The organism is Achromobacter sp. Root170 (assembly GCF_001428165.1).
Taxonomy (GTDB): Bacteria; Pseudomonadota; Gammaproteobacteria; order Burkholderiales; family Burkholderiaceae_B; genus Achromobacter; species Achromobacter mucicolens.
Window position 1 is genome coordinate 262,115 of sequence record NZ_LMHN01000017.1, and the last position, 12,763, is coordinate 274,877.

Below are 12,763 nucleotides of genomic sequence, written 5' to 3' on the forward strand. Positions count from 1 at the left end.
CCCGCCTACCAGGGTGTCATCAGCACGATGGCGGACAACGCCAGCGCGATGCCCAGCAGGTTCAGACGCGTGAGCGGTTCACGAAACGCCAGGGCGCCCACCAGGGTGCCCAGCGTGATCACCCCCATGTTCATGGACGCGAACACCAGCGCGGGATGCTCGGGCAGCGACTGGTGTGCGCGCACATAGGTGAGGATGTTGCCGAAGTTGGCCATCCCCAATGCCACGCCCGCGGCCAGATGCCGTGCCTGCCAGCGCACGCGGCGCCACAACAGATACGCCAGCATCAGCGCGCCCGCCATCAGGAAGGCGAGCAGCAGGCCACCCGCAAACGCGGTGCCGGTGCGCGCGACCTGCTTGAACAGGATGTCGATCACGCCATAGCCCGCCCACACCACCAGCGGCCAAAGCCACATGGCGCGGCTGTCGCCCGCAGCCGTGTCCTCGGACAGGCGGATGCGCGGCGGCTGGCGCAACAGGCAGAAGAGGGCGGTGAACGCCAGCAGGATCGCGGCCAGCTTGCGGCCCGTGACCGGCTCGCCAAACAGCACGAACGCGGCCAGCAGCGGAATGAAGAGCGACAGGCGCTGCGCGGCATCGCTGCGCACGATGCCCGCATGCCGCAACGCCGCGGCCATCGCCAGAAAGACACTGGGCAACAGCACGCCCAGCGCCGCCAGCACCAGCCAGGGCGTTTGCGGCGCCAGCAGGCGCGCCGGGTCGGGGCGCAGCACCAGCCAGCAGAGCAGGGCGGCCACGGCGTAGTTCATGGCGATCGCCTGGCGCACGTCCACCTGCCAACCGCGTGCAAGTTTCAGCATGACGGCCACGGTGACACTGCAGGCGACGCTGGCCGCGAGATAGAGAAGGCCAGGGGTCAGGGGCATGCCGGCCCCTCGTGGTAGGAGTGGGCGGCCGCGTCGACCCGCATGCCCAGGCGATCGAGCAGGCGCTGATCGGCGGCCATCTGCGGGTTGGCGGTGGTCAGCAGCGCGTCGCCGTAGAACATGGAATTGGCGCCTGCCAGAAAACACAGCGCCTGCAGCGCGTCGTCCATGGCCTCGCGTCCGGCCGACAGGCGGACCGCGGCGCGCGGCATTGCAATGCGCGCCACCGCGATGGTGCGGACAAACTCGAACGGATCCAGCGCCTCCACGGCGGACAGCGGCGTGCCTTCGACCTGAACCAGGTTATTGATCGGCACCGACTCGGGGTAGGGCTCCATGCTGGCGAGCTGGGCGATCAGGCCGGCGCGCTCGCGGCGCGATTCGCCCATGCCGACGATGCCGCCGCAGCATACGCTGATGCCGGCGTCGCGAACGCGGTCCAGCGTGTCCAGGCGGTCCTGGTAGGTGCGCGTGGAGATGATCTTGCCGTAGAACTCCGGCGAGGTATCCAGGTTGTGGTTGTAGTAATCCAGGCCGGCGTCCTTCAATTGCTCGGCCTGGCCGTCTTTCAGCATGCCCAGCGTCACGCAGGTCTCCAGGCCCAGCGCCTTGACGGCGCTGACCATCTCGGCCACGGCATCCAGGTGATGCGGCTTGGGACTGCGCCACGCTGCGCCCATGCAGAATCGTTGGGCGCCGCCCGCCTGCGCCGCGCGCGCCGCGGCGACCACGTCCTCAAGGGGCATCAGCTTGTCGGCGTCCACGCCGGTGTCGTAGTGCGAGGACTGCGGGCAGTACGCGCAATCCTCGGGACAGCCGCCAGTCTTGATCGACAGCAGGCTGGACAGCTGGATGACGTTCGGAACGAAATGGGCGCGGTGCGTCTGCTGCGCCCGGTGCATCAAATCCATGAACGGCAGCTCGTAGAGCGCCATGATGGCGTCGGTGCTCCATGCCGAGGCGGGCGGGCGCTTGGGCACCGTTGGAACGGGAATGGTCGCAGTCTGCATGATCGGGGGCTCCTTCGTTCGTGGCCGGATCTCGCCCCTGTGGCCAGTGGGCCAGGGGCTGGATCGGCGGATCGTAAGAAGGGGCGGCCGATTTGCGCAATGCAGGTGATAAGCGCGGATTTAAGGGTGGGTTGCCGGGGTGATCAAAGAAAATGGCCGCTTTTGGGCGGCCGCGAGTTCTAAAGCGATGGCATCTTCGGGGACGCCGAGGGGGTGAATATTTTGATTCAAATTGTAAATCGCCCTCCGCCGGTCTCAGGACTTCGTCTGCTTATCGCGGTTGCGAGCGCTTTCGTGTCCGGTGATGCCGCGGTCGCGTGCCCAGACAATGGCGGCGCTGCGCCGATGCACTCCGATCTTGCTGTAGATCGTGGCGACGTGATTACGCACGGTGTTGCGCGACAGCTTGAGCGCCTTGGCGATGCCGTCGTCGTCGTGCCCCTGGCATAACAGCCCAAGGACTTCGCGCTCGCGCGAGGTGAGTTGCGCCAGTTCGGCCACGTCGCGCGTGGCGGGGGCGGGCTGGCGCAGTTGCGCCAGTTTCTCGATGATGCCGCGGCTGAACCAGGAAGTGTCCTGCATCACTGCCTCGATCGCGGTCAGCAGTTCGGTCTCGGATCGCTTGCGCTCGGTGATGTCCTGCATGACGATCAGCACGCGGCGCAGCCCGCCGATCATGACCGGTTCGGCCGACACCAGGCAGTCCAGCTCGCCGCCGTCGCGCGCAATCATCACGGCTTCGCGGTTGCGGACGCTTTCCCCGCGCTTCAGGCCGGCCAGCATGCCTTCGTACGGACGAAGTCCCAGTTCGACGAGGTCCTGCTCCGCCTTGTCGTCCAGCGACAGGCCGGTGGCCGCCGCGAAGGCGTCATTCAGGTTCAGCACGTTCAGGGTGTCGCCGTCACAGACCGCCATCGGCACGGGCGCCAGCTGGAACGCCTTGGAAAAGCGCTCTTCGCTTTCCCGCAAGGCTTCTTCGGTACGCTTGCGGCCTTCCAGGTCGATGAAGGTGAACAGCATGCACGGTTCGTCGTGCATGTCGATGGGCTGGCCCGCCACCATGACGAACTTGCTGGTGCCATCCGGCAGTTTCAGCACGCCTTCGCGCTGCGGAATGGTCTGTCCTTCGTTGAGCCGCGCCACGGCGGTTTCCTTGTCGTCGCTGCCGTCCAGCACGTCCAGTTCGTAGGCCGATTTGCCCAGCACCGTGTCGCGCGAATACCCCGTCATCTCCAGAAACCCCTGGTTCACCTTGACGTAGCGCAGGTCGGAAAGCCGGCAGATCAGCGCTGGCGCCGGATTGGCGGAGAAGGTGCGCTCGAAGCGTTCCTCGGCATTGACCTGGGCCGTCTGGTCGTGAAGGATAAGCACGCGGTACGGAATGGGGCCGCCGTCATCCAGGTCCAGCCCGCGCGCCATCAGGTTGCGCGTGAATTCGTCGTCGTCCTTGCGGCCCAGATCCAGCAGCAGGTCTTCGAACTCTTCGCCCGCCGCAAGGCGGTCCATTGGATACTGGCGGGCCGGCACGCGGTGATGATTGCGGTAGGTAAGCGTATACCGCTTGCGGTAGCCGGCGGGCGTGCCGCCCAGCTCTTCGATGGCGTTGGCGCCGTGCAGCGCGAGTGCGCTGGCGTTGGCCCAGGCGATCGAGCCGTCGGCCTCAAGCAGGATGATGCCCTCGTTCAGGCCCGCGATGATGCTTTGCAGGTGTTGGCGATGTGCTTGGGGTGCGGCGTCGTTGGGGGTCACGTAGGCCTCTTTTTTCTTCGCATGGCGTGTACGCGCAAGCATGAAGCCGCGCGCCGGTACTGTCCAGAGGTCAAAACGGACGAGTCTCGCGGAAGGGGTACAGCGGGAGGGGATTGCACCGCGAACGCATCGCTTTGCAGCAGATCCGCAAAAGCAAAAAGCTCCGGAATCCGGAGCTTTCGATGCGTGCTGCGAGCAGCGTTCGGTAAGCGCAATGTGCTTGGCGGAGCGGACGGGGCTCGAACCCGCGACCCCCGGCGTGACAGGCCGGTATTCTAACCAACTGAACTACCGCTCCGCAGCGGCTTACTGATGTCTTCAAACTTCTTTACTGCGGCTGTGGTGTCAAGACAGCTTGTACTGCTTGCCAGCGGAAGCTGGCGTCCCCTAGGGGATTCGAACCCCTGTACTCACCGTGAAAGGGTGATGTCCTAGGCCTCTAGACGAAGGGGACCCGGAACTAACAACTTTACTACTGTACTGCGCTACTACTGTACTGCGACTGGTGGAGGTAAGCGGGATCGAACCGCTGACCTCTTGCATGCCATGCAAGCGCTCTCCCAGCTGAGCTATACCCCCAGGGCGTCCTGCTGTCCCAAACTTCAAACAACAAGGTCTCACACTTATAAAACAAAAAAGCCCCGAAAACGGAGCTCTTGAAAGACTCTGAGCGAGAGAGCTTTTGGCGGAGCGGACGGGGCTCGAACCCGCGACCCCCGGCGTGACAGGCCGGTATTCTAACCAACTGAACTACCGCTCCGCAGCGGCTTAACTCAACTACATTGTCACTTCAACTGCATCACTTCTACTGCATGCCAGAAGACTGGCGTCCCCTAGGGGATTCGAACCCCTGTACTCACCGTGAAAGGGTGATGTCCTAGGCCTCTAGACGAAGGGGACTTGGACTTGCTGTACTACTCTTCGCTTTGGACTGGTGGAGGTAAGCGGGATCGAACCGCTGACCTCTTGCATGCCATGCAAGCGCTCTCCCAGCTGAGCTATACCCCCGTTTCGCTAATCAATCCGTTCAACGTTTTTGCTAGAAACTTGCTGTTTAAAGCGCGTTTTTTGCTGTTTCGTTGCCGGTTTTGTTTAGTGCCGTTGGCGAAGAAACGAGATTATGCACGAACTAAATTTGGTGTGCAAGTCGCTTCATGGCAAAAAACAAAAAAGTTGCGAAAAAAGAGGGATGGATAGCCGTTGGAAGGGCATTGTTTGGCGCGAAAACCACGCTGCAGGCCGTGGTCGATTGATGCAGAAATCAATAAAATCAACGGCTTGTGCAGGTGCTATCGTAAACGGCTGATTTTTTTTTGCGAGGCTCGCCTTTTTTTACACGTGCTCGCCCTGTGGCGAGCCGCACGTAAAGCTGCCGCAGACCGGCAAGGACATCGACACATGAGCACTTCTCCATGAGCAGCACCGCCTTTCCCACCGTCGCGCTGGGCCGCACGGACATGGAGATCACGCGCATCGGCCTGGGCGCCTGGGCGATGGGCGGCAATGGATGGGCGGTGGGCTGGGGGCCGCAGGAAGACACCGAATCCATCAAGGCGATCCGGCATGCGGTCGACCGCGGCATCAATTGGATCGATACCGCCGCGGTGTACGGGCTGGGCCATTCCGAGGAGATCGTGCGCCAGGCGCTGGCGCAGATGCCGGCCAGCGAGCGCCCTTATGTCTTCACGAAATGCGGCCTGACGTGGTCGGCGGCGCAGCCGCAGGCCATGCCGCGGCGCACGGGCGCCCCGTCCAGTATCCGGCGCGAGCTGGAGGGGTCGCTGCGCCGGCTGGGCGTCGAGCGCATCGACCTCTACCAGATGCACTGGCCTGCGGGCGACGGCACACCGCTGGAGGCGTACTGGCAGGAGTTGCTGGACCTCAAGCAGGCAGGCAAGGTCCGGGCTGTCGGTCTGTCGAATCACAATCTGGCGCAGTTGCGCGCCGCCGAATACCTGGGACACGTGGACACGCTGCAACCCCCGTTTTCGGCGATCCAGCGTACTGCGGCGAGCGACCTGATTCCCTGGTGCGCGTCACACGGCACGGGTGTGATCGTGTACAGCCCCATGCATTCGGGCCTGCTGACCGGCAAGTTCAGCGCCGAGCGTGCACGGGCCTTGCCGCCGGACGATTGGCGGTCGCGGCACGCGGATTTCCGCTCACCGGACCTGGAACGCAATCTGGCGCTGGCCGATGCCTTCAAGCCGATCGCGGAACGGCATGGCGCCACCGTCGCTGCCGCGGCGGCGGCCTGGACGTTGGCGTGGCCGGGTGTGACGGGCGCCATTGTGGGGGCGCGCAGCGCGTCGCAGGTGGATGGCGTGATCGGCGCGGCCGAGCTGGAATTGGACGCCGAGGACATGCAAGCCATTGCCGATGCGATCGAAACCACGGGAGCGGGAAGCGGACCGTTGGCGCCGCCCGACGAAACAGGCTCGCTGCCCGCGAACCTGTTTGCGTGAGCCGGGATCAGCCGCGGCGCGGGCGGCGGGCGCTGCCCACCGCGGCAATGAGGGCCAGGCCGATCAGAGCGAGCGCGGTCTTGTCCCCAAAACGCGCGTAGGGCGTCAGCCCCGTCATGCCTTGGACGGAGACGGGCAGCACGCCCGCCTGCAGCGGCGCGAGCTGAGCGGCAACGTGGCCCTTCGCACCGATGGCAGCGGTGATGCCCGTGTTGGTGGCGGTCAGCATCGGACGCGCGGTTTCAATGGTGCGCAGCCGGCCGATCTGCAAGTGCTGGCGCAGCGCCCAGCTGTCGCCGAACCAGCCCAGGTTGCTGACGTTGACCAGGATGGTCGCACCCGGCTCGCCGTTGGGGCCGGGCTGCAAGGCGGGCAGCAGGTCGGGGCCGAAGAGGTCTTCGTAGCAGATGTTGAAGGCGATGTGCTGGCCGCCGACGGCAAAGGGCGTCTGGCGTTCGCCGCCCCGGTCGAAGTCGCCCAGCGGAATGTTGAGCATTTCGACGAACCAGTGAAAGCCGGGCGGCACGTACTCGCCCCACGGCACGAGATGACGTTTGTCGTAGCGCATGGCGGTATTGCCGCCCAGCAGCTGTTCGACCGACGTGGCGCCGTCAAAGCCGATGACGCTGTTGGTGTAGCGTTCGCGGCCGTCCACGCGATCGTGCAGCGGCACGCCCATCGCGATGACGGTGTTGCGCTGGCGGGCCAGGTCGCGCCAGACCTCCCAGACCCGCGGATCGAGCTGATCCTGGAAGATGGGCAGCACGGTTTCGGGCAGGATGATCAGTTGCGGCGCGGGCACGCCGGGCGCGGGCGGCATGGCCGTCAGATCAAGGTGGCGCCGCACGCTCTGCTCGAGAAGCGCCGGATCGAATTTCTGGGATTGTCCGATGTTGCCCTGCACGAGGCGTACGTTCAGCGGGTCGCCTACGGGCGCCGACCAGTCGATGCGCGACAGCGGCCAGCCCGCCCCGGCCAGGGCCAGTGCGATGCCGGCGGCCAGCGCGTGGCGCGGGGCCACGCCGGCCTTGCGGGAGGGCTGCCATAGGCTCGCGGCGGCGGCCGCGACAAACGCGGCCAGGAACGCCATGCCGTGCACGCCCACGAGCGGCGCCCAGCCCGCGATGGGGCTGTCGACCTGCGCGTAGCCGATATTCAGCCACGGAAAGCCGGTCAGGAGCACCGCGCGTAGCCATTCGAACGCGGCCCACATCGCGGCCCAGGCCAGTGTGGCGGTCAGGATGCGGGACGGCGTGGCGTCCGGGGCAAGCGGCGCGTAACGGCGCGCCAGCGCATTGGCGGTGGCGGGAAACAGGGCCAGGAAGGCCGACAGCGCCAGCACCGCGGCAACGGCCAGCGGCGCGGCCAGATCGCCGTAGCGGTGCAGGCTGATGAAGATCCAGTACAGCCCCAGCGCGTAGCTGGCGAAGCTGAATAGCCAGCCGCGCAGCCAAGCCTGACGGGCAGACGGGGCGTACAGCGTGACGCGAGCCAGCACCGCCAGCGCGGCGATCTGGGTGAACGCCAGCGCCCATCCGGGCAGCGGGCCGGGGGCAAAGGTCAGGGCGTGGACGGCGCCCGCCAGCACGAGGCCGGCGGCGCCGCGCAGGAGTCGGCTGCGCGCAGTGCTGGTCATGCGTCGTTGGCGGGTGCTGCGGACTGCGGAGCGGCAAGGCGCTTGACGCGCAGCCAGATGGCCCGGCGGGCATCGCCGCGCGCCACTTCCAGGCGCAGGCCTTCGATGTCGGCGTGGTCGCCGCGGCGCGGAATGCGGCCGAGCTGACCGCCCATCCAGCCGCCGACGCTGTCGTACTCGTCGTCGGGCAACTGGCAGCCGAAGACTTCATTGAAGTGCGAGATGTCGGTGGCCGCGAGCACGCGCCACTGGTTTTCGCCTTCAGGGAAGATGGAGTCTTCCTCGGTTTCGTCGAACTCGTCTTCGATGTCGCCGACGATCTGTTCCAGCACGTCTTCCATCGTGACCAGCCCGGAAATGCCGCCGTGCTCGTCGATGACGATGGCCTGGTGGTTGCGGCTGGCGCGGAACTCATGCAGCAGCACGTTCAGGCGCTTGGATTCCGGAATGAACACGGCCGGGCGGACCAGCGAGCGCACGTCGATGTTGGGTTCCAGCATGCAGCGCAGCAGATCCTTGGCGAGCAGGATGCCGATGATGTTGTCGCGATCGCCCTCGTAGACGGGGAACCGCGAATGCGCGGTTTCGATCACCGAGGCCACCAGGTAGGGAATGGGCTGCGTGACATCGAGCAGATCCATGCGCGAGCGCGGGACCATGATGTCGCCGACAGTGCCCTCGGACACGGCTAGCGCGCCCTTGATCATCTTGTACGACTCCGCGTCGAGCAGATCGCGCTCGTGCGCGGCTTCGAGGACGGCCTTGATGCCTTCGCGGTCCTCGGGCTCTCGGCGCACAAGGGAAAGCAGGCGGTCTAGGAGGGATTTGGTGGCGGGTTTGGCAGAGCGAGCGGAAGTCGCTTCGGGAGCAGGGTAAGGGTCAGACATCGTCCGGGAGGACAAGTTATGGAGGAGCCAGCATAACCGATACTGGCCCATCGTTTGTAACGCCAACCGGGAAAATGGGTGCATTGGACGCGATCTGCGCCTTGCTGCACGCCATTTTCCGGCAATTTCTCAGGGTTGACCCGGAGCCGCTGCGCTCAGGCGGCGACGTAGGGGTCGGCAATGCCCATTTGCGCGAGGGTGGCGGTTTCCAGGGCTTCCATGCGCTTGGCCTCGCGCGCCTTGATGTGGTCGTAGCCCAGCGAATGCAGCACGCCGTGGATGGTGAGGTGGGCGGCGTGGTCCAGCAAGGGCTTGCGCTGCTCGCGGGCCTCGCGAACCAGCACGGGCACGCACATGACGATGTCGCCGCGGGCCACGCCCAGCGGGTCGACGCCGTATTCGAAGGTCAGCACGTTGGTGGCGTAGTCGCGGCCGCGGAAGTCGCGGTTCAGGCGGCGGCCCTCGGCCGCGCCGACCAGCCGCAGGCTGAGTTCGGCGGCCGAGAACGCGACCAGGCCGTCTTCATGGGCGGCGCCGAGCGCCCGTTCGGCCCAGCGGCGCAGGCGCCAGCGGGGCAGGCGGGCTTCCTCGACCCCGTACTGCACGGACAGGGACAGCTCAGGCTTCATCTTCGGCGGAGCGGTCGTAGGCGTCGACGATGCGGGCGACCAGGGGGTGGCGCACGACATCGCGGCTGGTGAACTTGGTGGTGGCGATGCCCTGGACGTCATGCAGCACTTTCACCGCATGCGCCAGCCCGCTGACCTGACCGCGCGGCAGGTCGACCTGCGAGGGGTCGCCGGTGATGACCGCCTTGCTGCCAAAGCCGATGCGCGTAAGGAACATCTTCATCTGCTCGGGCGTCGTGTTCTGCGCCTCGTCCAGGATGACGAAGGCGTGGTTCAGCGTGCGCCCGCGCATGTAGGCCAGCGGTGCGATCTCGATGGTCTGCTTCTCGAACAGGCGCTGCACCTTTTCGAAGCCCATCAGGTCGTACAGCGCGTCATACAGCGGGCGCAGGTACGGGTCGACCTTCTGCGCCAGGTCGCCGGGCAGAAAGCCCAGGCGTTCGCCAGCTTCGACGGCGGGGCGGGTCAGCACCAGGCGCTGCACCGTGTCGCGCTCCATGGCGTCGATGGCGCAGGCCACGGCCAGCCAGGTCTTGCCCGTGCCGGCAGGGCCGACGCCGAACGTGATGTCGTGCTTGAGGATGTTGTTCAGGTAGTCGCGCTGGCGCGGCGTGCGCGGACGCAGGTCGCTGCGCTTGGTGCGCAGCGCGATGCCATCGCTTTCGTCGTCCAGGGCGGGCAGGGCGTCGAGTTCCTGGGCCTGCTCTTCCTTGAGCTTGTCTTCCTGGCGGCCCACGCCGATCTCGACCAATCCCAGCTGGATGTCATCGATGGACAGGGCGCGGTGCACGGCCTGTTCGTGGAAGCGGCGCAGGATGCGGCCGGCCAGTTCGGCCCGCTCGCCTTCGATGGTGACGCGGCTGCCGCGGCGCGACAGCTTGACCGTCATGCCGTCGGCAAGCTGCCGCAGGTTTTCGTCCAGAGGGCCGCAGAGGTTGGCCAGGTGGGTGTTGTCGCCGTCCAGGGTGACGATGACGGGCATGCTGCGACGCGCGCGGGAGCGGGGAGTGGTCATTCAGCCTCTTGCGATGTGCGGTCCACGTCGGCAACCCGGGCGCGCAGGGAGTTCGTGTGCGCCTCGGTGATGATGACGTCGACCATTTGTCCGATGAGCCGCGCGGGCGCGGGGAAATTGACGATGCGGTTGTTTTCGGTGCGGCCCATGAGTTCGTTCGGGTCGCGGCGCGAGGGACCTTCCACCAGCAGGCGCTGGCGCGTGCCCACCATGTTGCGGGCAATCGTTGCCGCCTGTTCGTTGATGAGCGCCTGCAGGCGCTGCAGGCGGCGCAGCTTCACGTCCTGGGGCGTGTCGTCCGTCAGGTCGGCGGCGGGGGTGCCCGGGCGGCGCGAATACACGAACGAGAACGACGTATCGAAGCCGACGTCCTCGATCAGCTTGAGCGTCTTTTCGAAGTCTTCCTCGGTCTCGCCGGGAAAGCCCACGATGAAGTCGGAGGACAGCGTGAGATTCGGGCGGGCGGCGCGCAGGCGGCGCACGACCGACTTGAATTCCAGCGTGGTGTAGCCGCGCTTCATGCTCGCCAGCACGCGGTCGCTGCCGGCTTGCACAGGCAGATGCAGGAACGAGACCAGCTTGGGCAGGCGGGCGTAGGCGTCCACCATGCGCTGGGTCATTTCCTTGGGGTGAGAGGTCGTGTAGCGGATGCGCTCGATGCCGGGGATCTCGTGCACGTATTCCAGCAGCATCGCAAAGTCCGCGATCTCGTCGGAATCGGTCATGCGGCCGCGGTAGGCGTTCACGTTCTGGCCCAGCAACGTCACTTCCTTGACGCCCTGGTCGGCCAGGTCGGCCACTTCGATCAGCACGTCGTCGAACGGACGCGAGACCTCTTCGCCGCGCGTGTAAGGCACGACGCAGAAGCTGCAGTACTTGCTACAGCCTTCCATGATGGACACGAACGCCGTGGCGCCGTCGACGCGCGGCGGCGGCATGTTGTCGAATTTCTCGATCTCGGGAAAGCTGATGTCGACCTGCGAGCGGCCTTCGTCGCGGCGGCGCTTGATCAGGTCGGGCAGGCGGTGCAGCGTCTGCGGGCCGAACACCACGTCGACGTACGGCGCGCGCTTGACGATGGCTTCGCCTTCCTGGCTGGCCACGCAGCCGCCCACGCCGATGACCAGGTTCGGATTGGTCTTCTTCAGGTGCTGCACGCGGCCCAGGTCCGAAAACACCTTTTCCTGCGCCTTTTCGCGCACCGAACAGGTGTTGAACAGGATGACGTCGGCCTCTTCGGGGTTGTCGGTCAGTTCGAGCCCGCCCTGGTCCTCGCGCAGCACGTCTGCCATCTTGTCCGAGTCGTACTCGTTCATCTGGCAGCCGAAGGTGCGGATGTACAGCTTGCGGGAGGAGCCGGCGCCGGGAACGGCCGAAGGCAGGACGGGGGAGCCGGCGTCGCGGGTTTCGCCAGGGACATTGCCCGCGCGCTTGAGAGAAGTTTCTTGCATGATGGTCGCCGTGACGGGTGTAGATCCCGGGGGCTGGAAAGAGGGGAAAGGCGGAATTTTAACCCTTGCCCAAAAATTGTTTCTTGGTCGGGCGCGCGTTGGCCGTTACGATAGCGGACCGAGCGCCGGGTGGCGCCGGCAAGATCTCCTTTTTATGCTCGTGCGGAACCGATGAATTCCAATCGCCTCACGCCTGCGGCAGCCACTCCGTCCCTCGATGGCGGCGCCGGTTCCGCCGTCCAGGACGAATACCGAAATCCCTATCCCACGTCGGTGTGGGCGCTGCTGGCAGGCGCGCTGGCGCTGGCCGCGGCGGCCTGCGCGCTGTGGGTCGACCTGCCGCTTGCAATCTGGATCCAGCAATCGGTGTCGGCTGGCGTGGACCAGTCGTTTGAATGGGTGGGCGAGCTGGGCGAGAGCGGCCATTACATCGTCATGGCGCTGGCGTTCTACGTGATCGGCCTGGTGGGCCTGGCGCGCGGATGGCGAAATCCGCTGCGCGTCAGCTATGCCGCCATGGCGCGCGGCAGCCTGCTGATGCTGTCGACGATGGCGGTGGGCGGGCTGGTGGTGCTGGTGCTCAAGCGCACCGTGGCCCGCGCGCGCCCCGAGCTGTATTTCGAACAGGGCATCTACGGCCTGGGCGAATCGTTTTCCCGCGCCCAGCAGTTCAATTCCTTTCCTTCCAGCCACACCTACGCCGCCTTTGCCGTGGCGGTGGTGCTGGGCATCCTGGCGCCCCGCTGGCGCTGGATTTTTCTGCTGCTGGCGGCGCTGGTGGCGATCAGCCGGCTGGTGAACCTGGATCACTATCTGTCGGATGTGATGACGGCCGCCGGCATCCCCGTGCTGGTCGGCCACTATCTGGCCCCCCGCGTGCTCGGCAGCAAATACCAATGGCCGCTGCGCGCCCCTTGGCGCTGGTGGAAGAAGGCCTGAGGCAGGGCTCGGGAAGCAGACAAGGCCGCGGAATCCGCGGCCTTTTTTTCGTCCGGTGACGGCGTCCGGGGACGGAATGCCGGCTTAAAACGGGG

10 protein-coding genes and 6 tRNA genes are annotated in these 12,763 nt (G+C 65.9%); 2 read left to right on the forward strand and 14 right to left on the reverse strand.

Going from position 1 to position 12,763, the window contains the following annotated elements; genetic code table 11:
- Positions 1-5: 5 nt before the first annotated feature.
- The 9 genes from ASD87_RS21960 to ASD87_RS22000 form a co-directional block, all read right to left on the reverse strand.
- Positions 6-881, reverse strand: a complete 876-nt coding sequence (locus ASD87_RS21960; RefSeq protein WP_056327004.1) for a DMT family transporter — start codon at positions 879-881, stop codon at positions 6-8.
- Positions 878-1,897, reverse strand: a complete 1,020-nt coding sequence (bioB, locus tag ASD87_RS21965; protein ID WP_056326597.1) for a biotin synthase BioB — start codon at positions 1,895-1,897, stop codon at positions 878-880. The genes ASD87_RS21960 and bioB overlap by 4 nt, the downstream gene beginning before the upstream one ends.
- Positions 1,898-2,152: 255 nt before the next feature.
- A complete protein-coding gene (locus ASD87_RS21970) occupies positions 2,153-3,688 on the reverse strand; it encodes a helix-turn-helix transcriptional regulator (RefSeq protein WP_200952224.1) in 1,536 nt (511 codons plus the stop codon).
- Between the two features lie 179 nt (positions 3,689-3,867).
- Positions 3,868-3,944 (reverse strand) — tRNA-Asp (locus ASD87_RS21975).
- An 80-nt stretch (positions 3,945-4,024) separates the two neighbouring features.
- Positions 4,025-4,100 (reverse strand) — tRNA-Glu (locus tag ASD87_RS21980).
- 49 nt (positions 4,101-4,149) lie between these two features.
- Positions 4,150-4,225, reverse strand: a tRNA-Ala gene (locus tag ASD87_RS21985).
- A gap of 104 nt (positions 4,226-4,329) precedes the next feature.
- Positions 4,330-4,406, reverse strand: a tRNA-Asp gene (locus ASD87_RS21990).
- Between the two features lie 64 nt (positions 4,407-4,470).
- Positions 4,471-4,546: transfer RNA gene (locus ASD87_RS21995), tRNA-Glu, on the reverse strand.
- Between the two features lie 32 nt (positions 4,547-4,578).
- Positions 4,579-4,654: transfer RNA gene (locus ASD87_RS22000), tRNA-Ala, on the reverse strand.
- 449 nt (positions 4,655-5,103) lie between these two features.
- Here ASD87_RS22000 and ASD87_RS22005 point away from each other — a divergent pair.
- Positions 5,104-6,111, forward strand: a complete 1,008-nt coding sequence (locus ASD87_RS22005) for an aldo/keto reductase (RefSeq protein WP_082586409.1) — start codon at positions 5,104-5,106, stop codon at positions 6,109-6,111.
- Positions 6,112-6,118: 7 nt separating this feature from the next.
- On the opposite strand, the gene lnt is transcribed toward ASD87_RS22005, so the two are convergent.
- The 5 genes from lnt to miaB all read right to left on the reverse strand — a co-directional run bounded on the left by lnt (position 6,119) and on the right by miaB (position 11,729).
- Positions 6,119-7,747 carry an apolipoprotein N-acyltransferase gene (gene lnt / locus ASD87_RS22010; protein ID WP_056326601.1) on the reverse strand — a complete coding sequence of 543 codons (1,629 nt, stop codon included), beginning with the start codon at positions 7,745-7,747 and terminating at the stop codon, positions 6,119-6,121.
- The gene (locus ASD87_RS22015; protein WP_056326602.1) at positions 7,744-8,634 is read right to left on the reverse strand and encodes an HlyC/CorC family transporter; all 891 of its coding nucleotides are present in this window, start codon (positions 8,632-8,634) and stop codon (positions 7,744-7,746) included. Before ASD87_RS22015 ends, lnt begins: the two co-directional genes overlap by 4 nt.
- A gap of 155 nt (positions 8,635-8,789) precedes the next feature.
- Positions 8,790-9,263 carry an rRNA maturation RNase YbeY gene (gene ybeY / locus ASD87_RS22020; RefSeq protein WP_056326604.1) on the reverse strand — a complete coding sequence of 158 codons (474 nt, stop codon included), beginning with the start codon at positions 9,261-9,263 and terminating at the stop codon, positions 8,790-8,792.
- Complete coding sequence (locus ASD87_RS22025) at positions 9,253-10,278, reverse strand: PhoH family protein (RefSeq protein WP_056326606.1); 1,026 nt, start codon at positions 10,276-10,278, stop codon at positions 9,253-9,255. Before ASD87_RS22025 ends, ybeY begins: the two co-directional genes overlap by 11 nt.
- Complete coding sequence (gene miaB / locus ASD87_RS22030; protein ID WP_056326609.1) at positions 10,275-11,729, reverse strand: tRNA (N6-isopentenyl adenosine(37)-C2)-methylthiotransferase MiaB; 1,455 nt, start codon at positions 11,727-11,729, stop codon at positions 10,275-10,277. The genes ASD87_RS22025 and miaB overlap by 4 nt, the downstream gene beginning before the upstream one ends.
- 171 nt (positions 11,730-11,900) lie before the next feature.
- Here miaB and ASD87_RS22035 point away from each other — a divergent pair, with 171 nt between their 5' ends.
- Entirely contained in the window at positions 11,901-12,668 is a 768-nt protein-coding gene (locus tag ASD87_RS22035) for a phosphatase PAP2 family protein (RefSeq protein ID WP_082586396.1), read from the forward strand.
- Positions 12,669-12,763: the final 95 nt, after the last annotated feature.

Bases quoted from the DNA above. Each gene is read 5' to 3' on its own strand.
- ASD87_RS22025 (WP_056326606.1), bottom strand. From the start codon at position 10,278: ATGACCACTCCCCGCTCCCGCGCGCGTCGCAGCATGCCCGTCATCGTC.
- ASD87_RS22015 (WP_056326602.1), bottom strand. From the start codon at position 8,634: ATGTCTGACCCTTACCCTGCTCCCGAAGCGACTTCCGCTCGCTCTGCC.
- ybeY (WP_056326604.1), bottom strand. From the start codon at position 9,263: ATGAAGCCTGAGCTGTCCCTGTCCGTGCAGTACGGGGTCGAGGAAGCC.
- miaB (WP_056326609.1), bottom strand. From the start codon at position 11,729: ATGCAAGAAACTTCTCTCAAGCGCGCGGGCAATGTCCCTGGCGAAACC.
- ASD87_RS22005 (WP_082586409.1), top strand. From the start codon at position 5,104: ATGGAGATCACGCGCATCGGCCTGGGCGCCTGGGCGATGGGCGGCAAT.
- bioB (WP_056326597.1), bottom strand. From the start codon at position 1,897: ATGCAGACTGCGACCATTCCCGTTCCAACGGTGCCCAAGCGCCCGCCC.
- ASD87_RS21970 (WP_200952224.1), bottom strand. From the start codon at position 3,688: ATGCTTGCGCGTACACGCCATGCGAAGAAAAAAGAGGCCTACGTGACC.
- ASD87_RS22035 (WP_082586396.1), top strand. From the start codon at position 11,901: ATGAATTCCAATCGCCTCACGCCTGCGGCAGCCACTCCGTCCCTCGAT.
- lnt (WP_056326601.1), bottom strand. From the start codon at position 7,747: ATGACCAGCACTGCGCGCAGCCGACTCCTGCGCGGCGCCGCCGGCCTC.